General features: G+C 68.6%; 17 protein-coding genes. 10 read left to right on the forward strand and 7 right to left on the reverse strand.

Going from position 1 to position 16775, the window contains the following annotated elements; translation table 11 throughout:
• Positions 1 to 2 precede the first annotated feature (2 nt).
• Positions 3 to 1631: a MinD/ParA family ATP-binding protein gene (locus QMG86_RS33250; protein WP_281876856.1), complete on the reverse strand. Its 1629-nt coding sequence runs from the start codon at positions 1629 to 1631 to the stop codon at positions 3 to 5.
• A gap of 262 nt (positions 1632 to 1893) precedes the next feature.
• Positions 1894 to 3687, reverse strand: a complete 1794-nt coding sequence (leuA, locus tag QMG86_RS33255) for a 2-isopropylmalate synthase (RefSeq protein ID WP_281876858.1) — start codon at positions 3685 to 3687, stop codon at positions 1894 to 1896.
• A gap of 240 nt (positions 3688 to 3927) precedes the next feature.
• Here leuA and QMG86_RS33260 point away from each other — a divergent pair, with 240 nt between their 5' ends.
• From QMG86_RS33260 to QMG86_RS33275, 5 genes are all read left to right on the forward strand, one after another.
• The gene (locus QMG86_RS33260; RefSeq protein WP_281876859.1) at positions 3928 to 4695 is read left to right on the forward strand and encodes a sulfite exporter TauE/SafE family protein; all 768 of its coding nucleotides are present in this window, start codon (positions 3928 to 3930) and stop codon (positions 4693 to 4695) included.
• A gap of 29 nt (positions 4696 to 4724) precedes the next feature.
• Entirely contained in the window at positions 4725 to 4877 is a 153-nt protein-coding gene (locus tag QMG86_RS33670) for a DUF1272 domain-containing protein (RefSeq protein WP_350356359.1), read from the forward strand.
• A 70-nt stretch (positions 4878 to 4947) separates the two neighbouring features.
• Entirely contained in the window at positions 4948 to 6558 is a 1611-nt protein-coding gene (locus tag QMG86_RS33265; protein ID WP_281876861.1) for an alpha/beta hydrolase, read from the forward strand.
• 76 nt (positions 6559 to 6634) lie between these two features.
• Positions 6635 to 8254, forward strand: a complete 1620-nt coding sequence (locus tag QMG86_RS33270) for a GMC oxidoreductase (RefSeq protein ID WP_281876862.1) — start codon at positions 6635 to 6637, stop codon at positions 8252 to 8254.
• Between the two features lie 124 nt (positions 8255 to 8378).
• Positions 8379 to 9254, forward strand: a complete 876-nt coding sequence (locus QMG86_RS33275; RefSeq protein ID WP_434086141.1) for an ion transporter — start codon at positions 8379 to 8381, stop codon at positions 9252 to 9254.
• Here the strand turns inward: QMG86_RS33275 and QMG86_RS33280 are convergent.
• Positions 9232 to 10443 carry a low temperature requirement protein A gene (locus QMG86_RS33280; RefSeq protein WP_281876863.1) on the reverse strand — a complete coding sequence of 404 codons (1212 nt, stop codon included), beginning with the start codon at positions 10441 to 10443 and terminating at the stop codon, positions 9232 to 9234. The genes QMG86_RS33275 and QMG86_RS33280 overlap by 23 nt on opposite strands.
• An 85-nt stretch (positions 10444 to 10528) precedes the next feature.
• Positions 10529 to 10987 carry an SRPBCC family protein gene (locus QMG86_RS33285; RefSeq protein WP_281876864.1) on the reverse strand — a complete coding sequence of 153 codons (459 nt, stop codon included), beginning with the start codon at positions 10985 to 10987 and terminating at the stop codon, positions 10529 to 10531.
• A gap of 252 nt (positions 10988 to 11239) precedes the next feature.
• Here QMG86_RS33285 and QMG86_RS33290 point away from each other — a divergent pair, with 252 nt between their 5' ends.
• A complete protein-coding gene (locus tag QMG86_RS33290) occupies positions 11240 to 11587 on the forward strand; it encodes a sporulation protein (protein ID WP_281876865.1) in 348 nt (115 codons plus the stop codon).
• Between the two features lie 84 nt (positions 11588 to 11671).
• On the opposite strand, the gene QMG86_RS33295 is transcribed toward QMG86_RS33290, so the two are convergent.
• Positions 11672 to 11863 (reverse strand): DUF1918 domain-containing protein, encoded by a 192-nt coding sequence (locus QMG86_RS33295; protein ID WP_039794508.1) that lies wholly within the window; start codon positions 11861 to 11863, stop codon positions 11672 to 11674.
• A gap of 205 nt (positions 11864 to 12068) precedes the next feature.
• Between QMG86_RS33295 and QMG86_RS33300 the strand changes: the two genes are divergently transcribed.
• The gene (locus tag QMG86_RS33300; RefSeq protein WP_281876866.1) at positions 12069 to 12644 is read left to right on the forward strand and encodes a dihydrofolate reductase family protein; all 576 of its coding nucleotides are present in this window, start codon (positions 12069 to 12071) and stop codon (positions 12642 to 12644) included.
• 46 nt (positions 12645 to 12690) lie between these two features.
• Here the strand turns inward: QMG86_RS33300 and QMG86_RS33305 are convergent, their stop codons facing one another.
• Entirely contained in the window at positions 12691 to 13104 is a 414-nt protein-coding gene (locus QMG86_RS33305) for a secondary thiamine-phosphate synthase enzyme YjbQ (RefSeq protein ID WP_281876867.1), read from the reverse strand.
• Between the two features lie 163 nt (positions 13105 to 13267).
• On the opposite strand from QMG86_RS33305, the gene QMG86_RS33310 reads away from it, so the two are divergent.
• Together QMG86_RS33310 and QMG86_RS33315 are read left to right on the forward strand one after the other, a co-directional pair.
• A complete protein-coding gene (locus QMG86_RS33310; protein ID WP_159844434.1) occupies positions 13268 to 14533 on the forward strand; it encodes an aspartate kinase in 1266 nt (421 codons plus the stop codon).
• Between the two features lie 3 nt (positions 14534 to 14536).
• A complete protein-coding gene (locus tag QMG86_RS33315) occupies positions 14537 to 15571 on the forward strand; it encodes an aspartate-semialdehyde dehydrogenase (protein ID WP_281876868.1) in 1035 nt (344 codons plus the stop codon).
• Positions 15572 to 15696: 125 nt separating this feature from the next.
• Here the strand turns inward: QMG86_RS33315 and QMG86_RS33320 are convergent, their stop codons facing one another.
• The gene (locus QMG86_RS33320; protein WP_281876870.1) at positions 15697 to 16260 is read right to left on the reverse strand and encodes a TetR/AcrR family transcriptional regulator; all 564 of its coding nucleotides are present in this window, start codon (positions 16258 to 16260) and stop codon (positions 15697 to 15699) included.
• An 84-nt stretch (positions 16261 to 16344) separates the two neighbouring features.
• Here QMG86_RS33320 and QMG86_RS33325 point away from each other — a divergent pair, with 84 nt between their 5' ends.
• Entirely contained in the window at positions 16345 to 16767 is a 423-nt protein-coding gene (locus QMG86_RS33325) for a nuclear transport factor 2 family protein (RefSeq protein WP_281876871.1), read from the forward strand.
• The last annotated feature ends 8 nt before the right edge of the window (positions 16768 to 16775 follow it).

Raw genomic sequence — 16775 nt, forward strand, 5'->3', positions numbered from 1 at the left:
GATCAGAATCCCGGCGGCGGCTGATGCCGGTAGGGATGCTGAGCCTGCGAGCTGACGTAGCCGAAGTCGTCGGCGACCATGGCCGCCAGTTCGAGCAGCGCCCGCCGCGTCGGCTTGCTCACCAGTTCCAGATCGATCTCCGCGCCCTCGGCGAGGTGGTCGTCGAACGGCACCACCTGCACCGCGCGGGTGCGATCGAGAAACAGTTTGCGCAGCTGGTCGAGGTCGACGGTGGACGCGCCGCGCCGGGAAGCGTTCACCACCACAACCGTTCGCTCCACGAGCTTGCCGTAGCCGTGGTGGTCGAGCCAGTCCAGCGTGGCCGAGGCGCTGCGTGCGCCGTCGATCGCGGGCGAGGTGACCAGCACCAGTGAGCTGGCCATATCCAGCACGCCCGCCATCGCGGAGTGCATCAGGCCGGTGCCGCAGTCGGTCAGGATGATGTTGTAGAACGACTGCAGGATGCCGATCGCCTTGCGGTAGTCCGCTTCACTGAACGCCTCGGAGACCGCCGGGTCCTGCTCACTGGCAAGCACTTCCAAGCGGCTCGGCGCCTGCGAGGTGTGCGCCCGCACGTCGGAGTACCTGGTGATGTGCTGATCCTCGAGCAGGTTGCGCACCGTGGAGCGGGTCTGCCGCGGCACCCGGTGGGCGAGCGTGCCGAGGTCGGGATTGGCATCGATCGCGATGACCCGGTCGCCGCGCTGCGAGGCGAAGGTGGAGCCGAGACCGACCGTGGTGGTGGTCTTCCCGACGCCGCCCTTGAGCGAGAGGATCGCGATCCGGTAATCCCCGCGCACCGGCTGGTTCACCCGGTCGACGAGGTCCTGGTAGACGATGTCCGCCGCCGACTCGCCCGGGTTGATCATGCCGCCGGACGCCTTGTGCACCGCACGGCGCCAACCGCTGCGCGGCGCCCTGCGAGCCCGCCGGAGCAGATTCAGGTCGTTGACCGAATGCCCCGGCTGGCCGGGCTGCGGCACATGCTGCGGTTGGAACGGCGGCGCGGACTGATGCGGCGGACCGCCCTGCCAGCTCGGCACCTGCGGTTGCCCGATCGGCGGCGGAGGCGGCGGTTGGTAAGGGGGAGGCGGAGGCTGATGGGTCACCGGCGGGGGTGGCGGCGCCCAGCTGTAGATGGGTCCGCTGGGCTGATCAGGTTGCGGCGCAGCGGCTTCGGGTTGCGCGGAATCCACGGGCACCCGCCGGACCAAGCCGTCGCCGCCGATCTCCTGGCGGTACTCCCCGTAACCGGGATGGGGTCCGTCCGGCGGTGTGGCTATGGGATGGCTACCGCTGTGACTCGACGGCGGCTGAAATGCGCCGGTAGGGAACGGCTCACCCGGAAAAGGCGAGGGCGGGGGATACGCACCCGGACTCGGCGGGGCGTACGAGCCGTAGGGCTCGGCCGGTCCGGCCTGCGGGGGCGCCCAAGCCTGTGCCGGTGCGGCGGCTTGGGGGTAGGCCGTGGTCTGCTCCGACGAACCTTGCGGCTCCGGCTGTTCGGGCTGTGCGTCGGGCTGGGCAGGCCCATCCGTCACGTCGGTTTCCTTCGCTTCCGCGCCGCCGATCGGCTCGGCCGACGGGTCGATGGCCGCTGACTCCGCGTCGCTGACTTCGGCCGTATCCACGGAATGACTCTGCAGCCAGGGCGGAGAGGTCGGATTGTGGTCGTTAGTTGTCACGGTTCCCCCATCTGCTCGGGAGTTCGAGCAGAGAGCTCGGCGCTTGGAGTGCGAATCCCACGCTAGCACGGGGTTCGCTACGCCGTGTCGCGGTAGGCATGCCGCACCTGGGAGCGGTACGCCGCCACAACCCGTCTGCCCCAGCGAGATCGGGCGCCGCGCGGTGGAACCGTCGCGACGCCCGATCGAATCCTGCCGGAATGCCCGGTCAGTGCGCCCGGTTCACCGCCGACACCACCGCGCGCAGCGACGCGGTCGTGATCGAGGTGGCGATGCCGACGCCCCACACCACTCGGTCGCCGATCGCGCACTCCACGTAGGCGGCGGCCTGCGCGTCGTCGCCCGCGGACATGGCGTGCTCGGAGTAGTCCAGCACCTCGACGTCGAAGCCGACCGCGGCGATCGCGTCGACGAACGCCGCGAGCGGGCCGTTGCCCTTGCCGGTGATCTCCTGCTCCACGCCGTCGACCTTCACCACCGCCACGATGGAGTCGACTCCGCCGTCGGTCTCCGATGCGGTGACCTTCTGGCGCATCCGCTCCAGCGGACGGATCGGGCTCAGGTACTCCTCGTGGAAGACGTCCCACATCTCCTTGGGCGTCACCTCGCCGCCCTCGCCGTCGGTGATCTTCTGGATCGCCTGGGAGAACTCGATCTGCAACCGCCGCGGCAACGCCAGCCCGTGGTCGGTCTTCATGATGTAGGCGACGCCGCCCTTGCCGGACTGCGAGTTGACCCGGATGACCGCCTCGTAGGTGCGACCGACGTCCTTCGGATCGATCGGCAGGTAGGGCACCTCCCAGACGATGTCGTCGACGTCCGCCCCGGCGGCGTCGGCCGCGGTCTTCATCGCGTCCAGGCCCTTGTTGATGGCGTCCTGGTGGCTGCCGGAGAACGCGGTGTAGACCAGGTCGCCGCCGTACGGGTGCCGCTCGTGCACCGGCAACTGGTTGCAGTACTCGACGGTGCGGCGGACCTCATCGATGTCGGAGAAGTTGATCTGCGGATCGATGCCGCGGGAGAACAGGTTCATCCCCAGCGTCACCAGGCAGACGTTGCCGGTGCGCTCGCCGTTGCCGAACAGACAGCCCTCGATGCGGTCGGCGCCGGCCTGGTAGCCCAGCTCCGCGGCGGCCACGGCGGTGCCGCGGTCGTTGTGCGGGTGCAATGACAGCACGATCGACTCCCGGCGAGCCAGGTTGCGGCTCATCCACTCGATCGAATCGGCGTAGACGTTCGGGGTGGCCATCTCCACGGTGGCGGGCAAGTTGATGATCAGCGGCTTCTCCGGCGTCGGGGCGATGATCGCCGACACCGCGTCGCACACGTCCTTGGCGTATTCCAGCTCGGTGCCGGTGTAGGACTCCGGGCTGTACTCGTAACGCCAGTTGGTGTCCGGGTAACGCTGCTCGATCTCCAGGCACAGCGCGGCGGCGTCGGTGGCGATCTTCTTCACCGCTTCGCGGTCGGCGCGGAACACCACCTTCCGCTGCAGGATGGAGGTCGAGTTGTAGAAGTGCACGATGACGTTCTGCGCGCCGGCACAAGCTTCGAATGTGCGTTCGATCAACTCCGGGCGGCACTGGGTCAGCACCTGGATGGTCACGTCGTCGGGGATCGCGCCGTCCTCGATGATCTCGCGGACGAAGTCGTAATCGGTCTGGCTCGCGGACGGGAAGCCGACCTCGATCTCCTTGTAACCCATCCGCACCAGCAGGTCGAACATGCGGCGCTTGCGAGCCGGGCTCATCGGATCGATCAGCGCTTGGTTGCCGTCGCGCAGGTCCACCGCGCACCAGCCGGGGGCCCGGTCGATGACTTTGTCCGGCCAGGTGCGGTCGGGCAGCGTGATCGGCTCGACCTCCTCGGCGAACGGCCGGTAACGGAAGGTCGGCATCGAGGAGTTCTTCTGCCTGTTCCAGCCGGGCTGGTCGGCGGGGGCGGGTTTGCTCGGCGCGGTGATCGTGCGCGCGCCGGATACGAATGCGTCAGCAGGGGACATGGGCGGTTCTCCCGAGGATGTCGTTTTTCCCAATGGGCTGGGTCGACCGGCGCGGCAATACCCCGCGACGGGAGCCGGTCCGATCAGACCCCGTCGCGGCGGTCGAGAAGAAGTGCCCGCTGCATGATGTCCGCGAGTTTACCGTGCCGCGAGTAGGCCGGAAAGGGAGGTCCCTTCGTCGGGTCATCCGACGACAACGCTACCGTTCGGTCCGGCAGTGGACACGTCGAAGGATTCGCTATGACCTGGCTGGAGCAACTGGCCGTCTTCGGTGCGGGCATCGCGGCGGGCGGCATCAACACGATCGTCGGCTCCGGCACGCTCATCACCTTCCCCGTTCTCCTCGCGTTCGGCCTCCCGCCGGTGACGGCGAATGTGTCCAACACCATCGGCCTGGTCCCGGGCTCGATCAGCGGCGTGCACGGGTATCGCCGCGAACTCGCGGGCCAGCGCGACCGGCTGCTCCGCCTGGGCACGGCGTCGCTGCTCGGCGGCATCACCGGGGCGGTGCTGCTGCTCGTGTTGCCCGCCGGTGCGTTCAAGGCGATCGTGCCGGTGTTGATTCTCGTGGCCTTGGTGCTGGTCGTCGTGCAGCCGAGGCTGGCGAGCTGGGTCAAACGCCGCCGGGAGAACGACGGCGCCCCGGCGCCCGCGCACGGCGGACCCATCCTGTTCGCCGCGGTGTACGCCGCCGGCGTCTACGGCGGGTACTTCGGCGCCGCGCAAGGCGTGCTGCTGATCGGGTTGCTCGGCGTTTTCGTGCACGACGACATCCAGCGCCTCAATGGGGCGAAGAACGCGCTCGCCCTGATCGTGAACGCGGTGTCCGCGGTGATCTTCATCGTCGTGGCGGACGTGGACTGGCGCGCCGTCGTGCTGATCGCGCTCGGCTCGATCATCGGCGGGCAGCTCGGCGCACGGTTGGGCAGGCGGATGCCGCCCACCCTGTTGCGCGCGGTCATCGTCGTTGTCGGCCTGATCGCGGTGATCCGCTTGGTGACGTCCTAGATAGCCGGCGAGTGGCCCTGGAGATGCGCATGAGGCGCGAGCGCTGTGGAGCCGCCGACGGCCCGGCTCGGATCCGCGGCCACGAGCGCGCCTTCCGCGCTCGGTGCGACGCCGAGTCGCGCGGGGTCTGCCCGAACCGCGGCGGGGAATCGACGGCGCGCCCGCACCGGGTGCCGGGGTAGTGCTGCGGGCGATCTCAGGGTCGGATGTCAATCCTCAGGGTGACGACGGCGGCCCCGCGCGGGCCGCAGGATGAGTGCCGTGCCCAGCTGGAAGATCGTCATCGCCGTCGCGTTGCTGCCCGTGCTGAGCGGCTGCGGCGGACCGCCGAGCCGACACGAGTCCGCGGTCGCGGAGCTGGTCGCACAGGCCGACGCCGCGCCGACACCGCGGCTGGACTGGGCCCCGTGCGCGGACCCGGGGCTGAGCCGATTCCAGTGCGCCACCGCGCAGGTCCCCGTGGACTACGCGCGCCCCGACGGGCCGACCCTCGGGCTGGCGGTGGTGCGTCAGCAGGCCACCGACGCGCAACGGAGAATCGGCACCCTCTTCTCCGCCGTCGGTGGTCCCGGCGGGTCGGGACTGCGCTGGGCGGCGGAGGGAGAACTGCTCGGCGGCGAACTGGCACGCCGCTTCGACGTGATCACCTTCGACCAGCGCGGCGTCGGCCGCAGCGGGCAGGTGCGGTGCTTCGCGGACACCGAGCAGCAGCGCCGATTCTGGTCCGGCACGTGGCTGGCACCGGCGAATCCTGAACAGGAGCGCGCGGCCGACGCGGCGAGTCGCGAGCTCGCCGCGGGTTGCGCGGCGCACGGCGGCGCGCTGCTCGGACACCTGACCACCGTCGACGCGGCGCGCGACCTGGACCTGCTGCGCCGAGCTGTCGGCGATGCGCAGCTCACCTACGAAGGCGGTTCCTACGCGAGCTACCTGGGTCAGGTGTACGGCGCGCTGTTCGGCGACCGGGTGCGCGCGTTGCATTTGGCGTCGATGATCGACCCGGACGCGTACACCAACGACACGCGAAGCGCCGTCGCGGACACCGCGGCGGGCACCGAGGAGGTACTCGGTGAATTCCTGCGGCTGTGCGCGGACGCCGGCCCGGAGCGCTGCGCCTTCGCGGCGCGGAGCGACGCCGTCCTGGGCGCAGGCGCGGGCGAACCCGCCCGCCCCGCCGATCTCCGCGCGCGCAATGACGCTGTGCTGCAACGTCTTCGCGAGGCGCCCCTGGTGGTGGGGTCCGGGGGCCGGACGCGGACGGTCACCTACGCCGAGGTGCTGTCGTCGCATGCGCTGTTGCTGTACGACCCCGAACGGGGCTGGCCAGCCCTGGCCCAACTGCTGGCCGAACTGGAGCGCGGACCGGCGGGCAACCCTGACGCGGTGGGTGAGATCTTCTCGGCCACCGCGCAACCGGACGACTTTCTCGACTCCTATACAGCGATCTCCTGTGCCGACAACGCCTTTCCACGCGATCCCGGTCAATGGGCCGCCATGGCAAAGGATCTCGCGGGCATCAGCCCCACTTACGGCGCGTTCTGGTTGGCGCTGCACCAACCGTGCGCCTTCTGGCCCGCACCGCCCGAGGGGTATGCGCAGCGGTACACCGGGCCGTGGATCCTGCGGTCGGATACCCCGGCTCTGTTGATGAACAACCGATTCGACCCGGTCACCCCGCTCGGCGCCGCGCGCCGGGCGCAGCAGGAACTGGTGAACGCCCGGCTGGTCGTCGTCGAGGACGGGTACGGGCACACCCCGCTCGGTGAATGCACCCGGAAGCTGCGCGAGCGTTATCTCGTCGACCTGCAGCTACCGGCCCCCGGGGCGACGTGCCGCCTCGACGAGCTGCCGTTCGGTCGATAGCGAAAACGGATATCTGTTCACAAATCGGGAATACCGGTAATCTGCGCACGCTAAGCCTGATGATGGAAGGTGACCGGTGCGTAGACGTGCCTTGTTCAAGGCGGCGGGCACGGCCGCCCTGCTCGGTGCTGCGGGGACGATGGCGGGGACGAGTGTGGCGTCCGCCGACCCGATGTGGGAGGCCCTGTTCCGCGCTTGGGTGCCGGAGATCTTCGCCCCCATTCCCGACCCGCCGGAGCATTCGCCCGCGATCGTCGTCGGCTCCGGCTTCGGCGCCGCGGTGTCCGCATTGCGCTTGGCGGAAGCCGGAATCCCCACCACCGTGCTGGAACGCGGCTCCCGCTGGCCGAACGACCCGTGGCGGGAGATCTTCACCGGCGACGACCTGCCCGACGGCCGCGGCTTCTGGCACCGCACGCATTTCACCGGCGTCACCAAGGTGCCCATGCGTTTCGCCAGTTTCGGCGGCGTGCTGGACTGCACCGAATATCCGGGCATCGACGTCTGGCGCGCGGCCGCGGTCGGCGGCGGCTCGGTGATCTTCAGCGGAACCATGATCGCCCCGCAGCGCCGCTTCTTCGATCACGTCTTCGGCGGCACCGTCGACTACGGCGAGATGGAGCGCGTCTACTACCCGCGCGTGCGGGAGATGCTGCGGTTGAGCCCGATGCCCGCGGACATCTACAACTCCTCACCGTTCGCGCACTCGCGCGCCTGGGACGATCAGGTGCGCAAAGCCGGCTACGAGCCCCAGGCGAACGACTCGATCTTCAACTGGGACATCCTGCGCGCCGAACTCGCGGGCGCCAGCAGGGCTTCCGCCACGGCGGCCCGCAGCAATCTGGGCAACTCGAACGGCGCCAAGTTCGACCTGAACCAGAATTACCTGGCGTACGCGCAGGGCACCGGCCGGTGCGGGATCTTCCCCGGTCACCGGGTCGAGGCCATCGCGCAGGAATCCGGCGGCCGCTACGCGGTCACCGTGACGAAGCTTTCGCCGACCGGTGACGCGCTGGCCACCCGCACCCTCACCTGTGATCGGCTCTTCCTCGGCGCGGGGTCGATCGGCACCTCTGAACTGCTGGTCCGGGCGCAGGCCACCGGTGCGCTGCCGAACCTGAACGAACACGTCGGCGACGGCTGGGGCACCAACGGCGACGTGGTGCTCGCCCGCGGCGCCAGCGCGCTGGCCGGTCACGGCCAAGGCGTGCCGAGCGCGAGCCGGATCTTCCACGAGTCCGACGTGCCGCTGACCCTGGAGAGCTGGTACATCCCGGGCATCCCGTTCGAGACCGGCGCGCTCGCTTCGCTCGGCATGGTGCTCGACCCGACCCGCACCCGGTTCGGCTACGACCGGGCGACCAACCAGGTCGGGCTGACCTGGTCGGTCAAGAACCGGGATGACACGGTGGCGGCGGCCCGCGCGGTCGACCACCGGATCGCCGAACGAGCGGACGCGCTGGTCGAGTACGGCGCCCTCGGCTACGACGCGAACGCGCTGTTCACCGCGCATCCGCTGGGTGGAGCGGTGCTGGGGCGGGCGACCGACGGCTACGGCCGGGTGCACGGTCACCCCGGCCTCTACGTGATGGACGGCGCGGCGATACCGGGCAGCACCGGAACGGTGAATCCCTCGCTGACCATCGCCGCGCTGGCCGAACGCAATATCGAGGCGATCGTTCGCGGCGGTCGCTGAGCACGCCCGCGCCGGACGGAGCGTTCGTCCGTCCGGTGCGGTTCCGGGGGTATCGCCAACTGTGCCGAGCGTGCTTTCCGCGTACTAATGTCGGCGGCACCGTTCGGCGTCGAAGGGATCCGCAGTGTCCGCTCCCACTCCCCACTCGGGCATCGAGAATTCCGCCGTCGAGCGCTACGGTCTGCGGGAAACGCCGGAGCAGCAGGATTATCCGCGCAAGCCGCCGATGCTGTGGACCGATTTCGTGATGCTGGCGCTGGCCGTCGTCTCTGTTGCGCTGGTCGCGTGGATCACCTTCTTCCCGGTGTCCGGGCACACCTATCACGTGGTCGTGGTCGTCGACTGGACGTTGTGCGGAGTGTTCGCGGTCGAGTTCCTGTGGCGCTGGCGCCGCGCGGGCTGGCCGTGGACGTTCCCGTTCGTCTACTGGTACGAGGTCCTCGGCATGATCCCGGTGACCAGCCCGTTCTTCCGCGGTTTCCGGTTACTGCGGATCGTGGTGATCGGCGTCCGGCTCGCACGGGTGGCCGATCGCGTATTCGGCGACCGGGTGACGGCCGCGGTGGTGAACCGGTTCGTGGCGACCATCGTGGACACCATCCGCCGCCCGATGACCATCGCGGTGATGGACGAGGTGGCGGAGGTGCTGCGCACCGGGCACTACACCCGCAACATCGCGGCCGCCCTGGAGGAGAACCGCGCCGAGCTGGACGAGATGATCCTGGAGCTGATCAAGAAGGACCCGCAGGCGGGCCGGGTGCGCTACATCCCGTTCCACGACGAGATCATCCGGCTGATCGCCGACACCACGTTCCGCATCGTGTTCCAGGTGCTGGAGGATCCGCGCACCGACGAGCTCGTCGCCGACGTGCTGCGGGAGAACATCGATCAGATCCGCGACGCGGTCCGCGACGGCGTCCGGGTGCCGCCGTCGGCGTACGGGCCCACCGCCGACGAGGACTGCGTGCGGCATCGCATCACTCGGGAACCGCGTGCCTGATGGCCTCCCGCGGCTGCGCCAAACGCACGGTCTCCCAAGCGATCAGCGCGATCAAGACGCCGCACAGCAGGGCCAGCGAGGCGAGTGCGGGCAGGGCGCAGGCCACCGGGATCAGCGCCAGCAGCACCGCCACGGCGACCACGCGGGGCACCGTGACGGTGCGCGTGGCGTAGTGCTTGAACCCCACCAGGGCGATCAGGTACAGCACGACGCCGCCGTAGAGGGCGTAGAGCGGAATCCCGTACAACGCGTCCTTCAGGGTGTGGTGGGAGGAGTCCCCGACGTAGTAGAGCACCTTCTTCAGCCCCAGCGACAGCGCGATGATCCCGACGATCATCGGGAAATGCCAGAACGTGTAGCAAGCCTGCGCGATCTTGATCTGCCGCTTGCCCTCGGCGTGGACGAGTTCGTGCTCCACCGCCAGGGCGGCGACGTCGAAATACGCCCACCACAGCAGGCCGGAAATGGCGAGGCCGAGCAGCGAGCCGAGCGCGATCGGCCAGGAGATCGGCAGGCCGGCCACCCCGATCCCGATCGAGACGATCGACTCACCGAGCGCGACGATGATGATCAGCCCGTATCGCTCGACGAAATGGGTGGCCGAGTTCAATCGCCAATCCGTGCCCGCGAACAGCGTCCAGAGATAGTCGCCCGCGATCGCCGCGATCCACAGCGCGATCTGCACCCGACCGGTGGTCAGCGCGGCGACCACCAGCAGCGAGGTGCCGAGGGTGATCGAACCGAGCGCCCAGCGCAGCAGCTGGCCGCGCAATTGCGGATCCTCGGAACTGGCCAGCCAGAACATCCCCAGGTGCACCAATCGCACGATCAGGTAGGCGATGGCGAACACCAGCGGGCCGAACCATCCGCCCGGTCCGTCCTCGAATGCCTCCGGGATGGTCAGCGCGGCGAGGAAAGCGCCGCCCATGGCGGCGAACATCCCCACCCGCGCGATGCCTTCGTCGGCGCGGACCACGTTGCCCAGCCACGAATAGGCGATCCACAACCACCACATCACCGCGAGCACCAGCAGCGCGCGCAGCATGTTCTTGGCGCTGGTTTCCCCCGCGGCCAAGCCGGCGACCATGGTGAACGCGAAGACGAGCACCAGGTCGAAGAACAGCTCGAGCTGGGTCACCGACGCGCCCTCGGCCATCGGCTGGAACCGCACCCGTTTGGAACCGATCATGCGCCCATCGTCGCACCCCGATCGATACCGCGCCGGTTCGCTGCTTCGCCCGGCGGCCGATTTCGCGCAGAGCGCAGCCGTCCGGCTATACGGGTTGATAGGTCTCCGTTTCGGGGAACCGCTCGGCGAAATCTATGAAGCACTCCACGACCACCTCGTTGGCCTTGCGGAAAGTGCGTTTGAGCAGAAATCCGGGAACCGGGAGGGGCAGATAGAGCTCGACGTGGTACCAGACGTGCGTGCCGTCGACGCTGTCGGACACCTCGAAGAACCCGCCGCCCCGCACGCCCCTGGTGCTGTCGGCGACGGTCCAGGAAGATCGGTCGTCGGTCCAATCGTATTCCAGCACTTGCAAATCCGAACTGCCGAGCAGCTCCGCCTTGAGGAACACCCGTCGCGGCCTGCGCCGTGCGTCGCGAGTCGCGACCCGGACGTCGCTGTAGGAGGACGACCATTCCGGAAGCGATTCGACGTCCGTCAGAGCGTCCATGACCTGATCGGGATCGGTATCGACGAAGAATCGGATATCCGTTTTGGTGCGCATGGCATACCTCCGACCCCCGGATGGACAAGTCGGCCGATTGTCTCCGCGTTTTGTCCGATTCGTCAACCTGACTGTGCCAGACCACATCTCGGTTACCCGGGCAACGTGCCGTTATCTGCTCGAGATCGGCGATCGGCAACCGCGGGAACAACTTCCGTCCGGAAGGATGGGCTCGGCCGCGGTCCGCGCGCCTACCATCGGATCCGAATGGGCGCCGGTATCCGGCGCCGTCGGTACGGGCGGGAGGATGTCATGAAATACGCTGAACTGCTGGCGCAGGCGCGGGACGCGATCACGGTGCGCCGGGTGTACGGCGACCCGTACGAATCCGGGGGAGCGATAGTCATTCCCGCCGCCTCGGTCGGGGGCGGCGGTGGCGGAGGTGGTGGTGCCGGGAACGGCGCCGACGGGGAGGGCTCCGGTGAAGGCGTGGCGTTCGGCGTAGGCGCCAAGCCGGTCGGCGCTTACGTGCTTCGCGACGGTCGGCTGACCTGGCACCCGGCCGTGGACGTCAACGCGATCATCGAGACGGCGGGCAAGGTGCTGATCGCGGGAATCCTGGCCTTCGCGCTGACCCGCTGCATCGAGCGACGCGCCTGACCGGCGCGGTGGACGGAGTTCTTCATTTGCGCGCGCCGGGCCGAGCGGAGGCGAGGCCGTCCAGCGCCCGGCCCGGCGCGACGTTCATTCCGACGTAGCGGGCTCGACGATCGCGTCGGGCCCTGGATACACCAGCGACTCGTGACCGTCGGAGAAGCGCACCACGTAGGGCGGCGTCCCGTCCGGTCCGCGGACCTCGATGATCTCGGCCAGGTGATCCACTTCTCCCACCACGTGTCCGTGCACGCAGAGTCGATCTCCTACATGTGCGATCATCGCCCCATTATCGAACGTCAGTGGTGCGCGTCACAACCGCTTCGGAACGTGTGCGGCATCCGTGTCGCCCATCCGCGCTGGTCGGGCTCCCGCTCCGGCATCGGCACGATCCTGTTGCCGTTCCGATTCGCGCGCGCCTTGACACCACTCCGAATGTAGTACTACGTTCAAACCGCTACAGTTGGAGTGAATTGATTGGGGCGGTATGCGGAAGCTTGTCTATTTCGTCGGCGTTTCCCTCGACGGCTATATCGCCGGGCCGAATGGGGAGATCGACTTCTATCCCGTGGCCGAGGACATGGCGGATTGGCTGCGCTCGGAGTACCCCGAGACGCTGCCCACGCACGCACGGCCGCACTTCGGCCTCGCTGTGGACGCGCCCAATCAGAAGTTCGACACGCTGATCATGGGCCGCGGCACCTACGAACCGGCCCTGGCCATCGGTGTGACCAGCCCGTACGCCCACATGAAGCAGTACGTGGCATCCCGCACGCTCGGTCATATCGATGACCCCACGGTCGAATTGGTCGAACACGATCCGGTGGAACTGGTTCGCGAACTGAAGCGGCGGGACGGCTTGGACATCTGGCTCGCGGGCGGCGGCAAGTTCGCGGCCGCGCTGCTGGAGGAGATCGATGAACTCGTGATCAAGAGCTATCCGGTCGTCGCGGGGGCCGGGGTGGCGAGCTTCACGGGTGACTTCCGCCCGACGTTGTTCCAGCCGACCGAGCGCCTGGCCTTCGGCAACGGCGTACAGGTCAGCTGGTTCACCCGGGCCTGACCGGCACGGCCGGTCTTCGGGGAAGGTCACCCCGGCACGGCCCGGCTCAGCCCGCGTCGGTGAGGAAGGACAGCCGCACCTGGCGGTCCGGGTTGTCGACATTGAGATCGACCAGCGCGATCGACTGCCAGGTGCCCAGGGCGAGCTCCCCGCCGAGCACCGGGACGGTCGCGTACGGCGCGATCAGGGCGGGCATGACGTGCGAGCGCCCGTGCCCGCGCGAGCCGTGCGCGTGCCGCCACCGGTCGTCGGCGGGGAGCAGATCGCGCAGCGCGGCCAGCAGATCGTCGTCGCTGCGCGCGCCGAGTTCCATGATCGCGATGCCCGCGGTGGCGTGCGGCACGAAGACGTGCAGCAGCCCGTCGCCGCCCGCCGAGCGCACGAAGGCCGCGCACTGCGGCGTGATGTCCTGTACCACCTCGGTGTGGCCGGTCCGCACCTCGAGCAGCGTGCTCTTCATCCGCACATCGTCCCTCATGCGCGCGGGGCCGCGCCGGGTGATCGGGATGTGATGCTGTTGTGGGTTTTTCCACAAGCCGGGTAGGTAGCGGCAAAACCGCTGGCCCCGGCCGGTACCCTGAATGACTGTTACCAGTTTGTTGTCGATCTTGGAGGACCCTGTCGTGGCTCTCGTGGTTCAGAAGTACGGAGGATCCTCGGTAGCGACCGCCGAGCGTATCCGGCGCGTCGCTGAACGGATCGTGGAGACCAAGAAGCAGGGCCACGATGTGGTGGTCGTCTGCTCCGCCATGGGTGACACCACCGACGAGCTGCTGGACCTCGCGCAGCAGGTGGCCCCGTCGCCGCCCGCCCGCGAGATGGACATGCTGCTCACCTCGGGGGAGCGCATCTCCAACGCGCTGGTCGCCATGGCCATCCACTCCCTCGGCGCGGAGGCCCGCTCGTTCACCGGTTCGCAGGCGGGTGTGATCACCACCGGCGCGCACGGCAACGCGAAGATCATCGACGTGACCCCCGGTCGCGTCCGCGACGCGCTCGACGAGGGCCTCGTCGTGCTGGTCGCGGGTTTCCAGGGCGTGAGCCAGGACAGCAGGGACGTCACCACGCTGGGCCGCGGCGGCTCGGACACCACCGCCGTCGCGCTGGCGGCCGCGCTACAGGCCGACGTTTGTGAGATCTACACCGACGTGGACGGCGTCTTCACCGCCGACCCGCGGATCGTGCCCGACGCGCAGCGGCTCGAGCAGGTCTCCTACGAGGAGATGCTGGAGCTGGCGGCCTGCGGGGCCAAGGTGCTGATGCTGCGCTGCGTCGAATACGCCCGCCGCTACAACGTGCCCGTGCATGTGCGCTCGTCCTACACCGACAAGCAGGGCACCTACGTTTACGGATCGATGGAGGACATCCCCTTGGAGCAAGCAATCCTCACCGGCGTCGCGCACGACCGCAGCGAGGCCAAGGTGACCGTGGTCGGGCTGCCGGACGAGCCGGGCTACGCCGCCAAGGTGTTCCGTGCCGTCGCCGACGCCGAGATCAACATCGACATGGTCCTGCAGAACATCTCGAAGATCGAGACCGGCAAGACCGACATCACCTTCACGCTGCCGAAGTCCGAGGGCGCCCGCGCGGTCGAGATGCTCACCAAGCGCCAGTCCGACATCGGCTTCTCGCAGGTGCTCTACGACGACCACATCGGCAAGGTCTCGCTCGTGGGTGCGGGCATGAAGAGCCACCCGGGCGTCACCGCCACCTTCTGTGAGGCGCTGGCCAAGGCGGGCGTGAACATCGATCTCATCTCCACCTCCGAGATCCGGATTTCCGTGCTGGTCAAGGACACCGAGCTGGACGAGGCGGTCAAGGTGCTGCACAAGGCGTTCGACCTGGGTGGCGACGAGGTCGCGGTGGTTCACGCGGGAACGGGGCGATAGATCATGGGAGTACGCGTAGGAGTCGTCGGCGCGACCGGACAGGTCGGCGCCGTCATGCGCAAGCTGCTGGACGAGCGCAACTTCCCGGCCGACGAGGTGCGATTCTTCGCCTCCGCCCGGTCGGCGGGCAAGACATTGCCCTGGCGCGGTCGCGAGATCGTCGTCGAGGACACCGAGACAGCGGATCCGTCCGGCTTGGACATCGCGTTGTTCTCGGCGGGCGCCACCATGTCGCGGGTGCAGGCGCCGCGTTTCGCCGCGGCGGGTGTCACGGTGATCGACAATTCCTCGGCGTGGCGCAAGGACCCCGAAGTCCCGCTGGTGGTCAGCGAGGTCAACCCGGAGCAGACCCGCAATCTGGTCAAGGGCATCATCGCCAACCCGAACTGCACCACGATGGCGGCCATGCCGGTGCTCAAGCCGCTGCACGACATCGCCGGTCTGCGCCGCCTGATCGTGTCCAGCTACCAGGCGGTCTCCGGTAGCGGCCTGGCCGGCGTGGAAGAGCTGGCGAGCCAGGCCCGCGCGGTGATCGGCGAAGCCGAGCAGCTCACGCACGACGGCCGCGCCGTCGACTTCCCCGCGCCGAACAAGTACGTCGCGCCGATCGCGTTCAACGTGCTTCCCCTGGCCGGTTCGCTGGTCGACGACGGCTCCGGCGAGACGGACGAGGACCAGAAGCTGCGCAACGAGAGCCGCAAGATCCTCGGCATCCCGGATCTGGCCGTGAGCGGCACCTGTGTGCGCGTGCCGGTCTTCACCGGTCACTCGCTCTCGGTGAACGCCGAGTTCGCCGAGCCGCTCTCGGTGGAGCACGCCAAGGAGATCCTGGCCAAGGCCCCCGGCGTGAAGCTGGTCGACGTGCCGACTCCGCTCGCCGCGGCGGGCATCGACGATTCGCTCGTCGGCCGCATCCGCCAGGACCCGGGTGTGCCGGACGGGCGCGGGCTCGCGCTGTTCATCTCCGGCGACAATCTGCGAAAAGGCGCCGCACTCAACACCATCCAGATCGCCGAGGTGCTGATCGGCCACCGCTGAGTCGTTTCTCGATCGAACGGGCCGTGGGGTTTTCCGCGGCCCGTTCGTCGTTTCCCGCATCCGCGCTACCGTGTTGCCCTGGTTGCCGACCGGGCCGCCGCTGATGGCGGGCACTTTGGAACGGATCAGCGGGCACGCAGTCCGTCGAAGACGATGGCGAAGGTGCGCTCGCGCTGTTCGGGAGTGGCGGCGGTGCCGTGGGTGGTCAGGAAGGCGCCCTTGATGACACGCATCAGGTCCTCGACCTCGATGTCGGTGCGCACGCCACCCGCCTGCTGCGCGCGGGTGAGCAGCGTGCCGATGGCCGCGTTGAGCTCGTGCACCGGCCGAAGATACTCCGGCGCGTCCGGGCCGCCCACGGCGTCGGCGAGATCGCGCTTGACGCTGCCCTCCGCCACGAGCCGGGCCAGGAAATCGAAGAACGCGGTCACCGGTTGCGCGGCGTCGGCCAGTTCCCTCGCCAGCGCGATGATGCGGTCCACCCGATCCACGATCGCCGCCTCGAACAGCGCTTCTTTGGTGGGAAAGTGCCGGTAGACGGTACCCGCGCCGACACCCGCCCGGCGGGCGATCTCGTCCAGCGGCACCGAGAGCCCTTCCGCGGCGAACGCTTCCTGCGCGGCTGCCAGGACCCGCTCGCGGTTGCGGCGGGCGTCGGCGCGCAGCGGTCGGCGCTCGGCTTCGGTCACGGGGACCGAGTCTACTGTTGACAAGCGGGGCGTACGTTCCGGATCATAAGCGGGTCTTGCGTTCCGCTTAATTGGAGGTATGTGATGGCTGCTGGTTCGTCCGTGCGAGATCCGCGCGAGTTGGTCGAGCGGTTGTTCGGCGGCTTGCCCGCGCGCGACGCCGACGCGTTCGTCGCGCTGCTCGCCCCTGACGCGATCTTCGAAATCCCTTTCACGGTTCCCGGGTTCCCGACCCGCTTGGAAGGCCGGGAGGCCATCCGTGAGCATCTGGCACAGCGCTGGTCGGGACTTTCCGGAATCGAAGTGCACGCGATTCATCCCCAGGTCTACGAAACCGATGATCCCGAAGTGCTGCTCGTGGAGAACGAAGTCGACATGACCGTCCCCGGATCCGGCCGTGCCCGAGTGCGCACTTCCGTCAACGTCGTCCACGTGCGCGACGGCCGAGTGGTGCTGTTCCGCGACTATATGGACACCGCCCGCTTCGCCCGCCTGGCCGCGGGCTGAGTGCCGAA

Source organism: Nocardia sputorum (assembly GCF_027924405.1).
Taxonomy (GTDB): Bacteria; Actinomycetota; Actinomycetes; order Mycobacteriales; family Mycobacteriaceae; genus Nocardia; species Nocardia sputorum.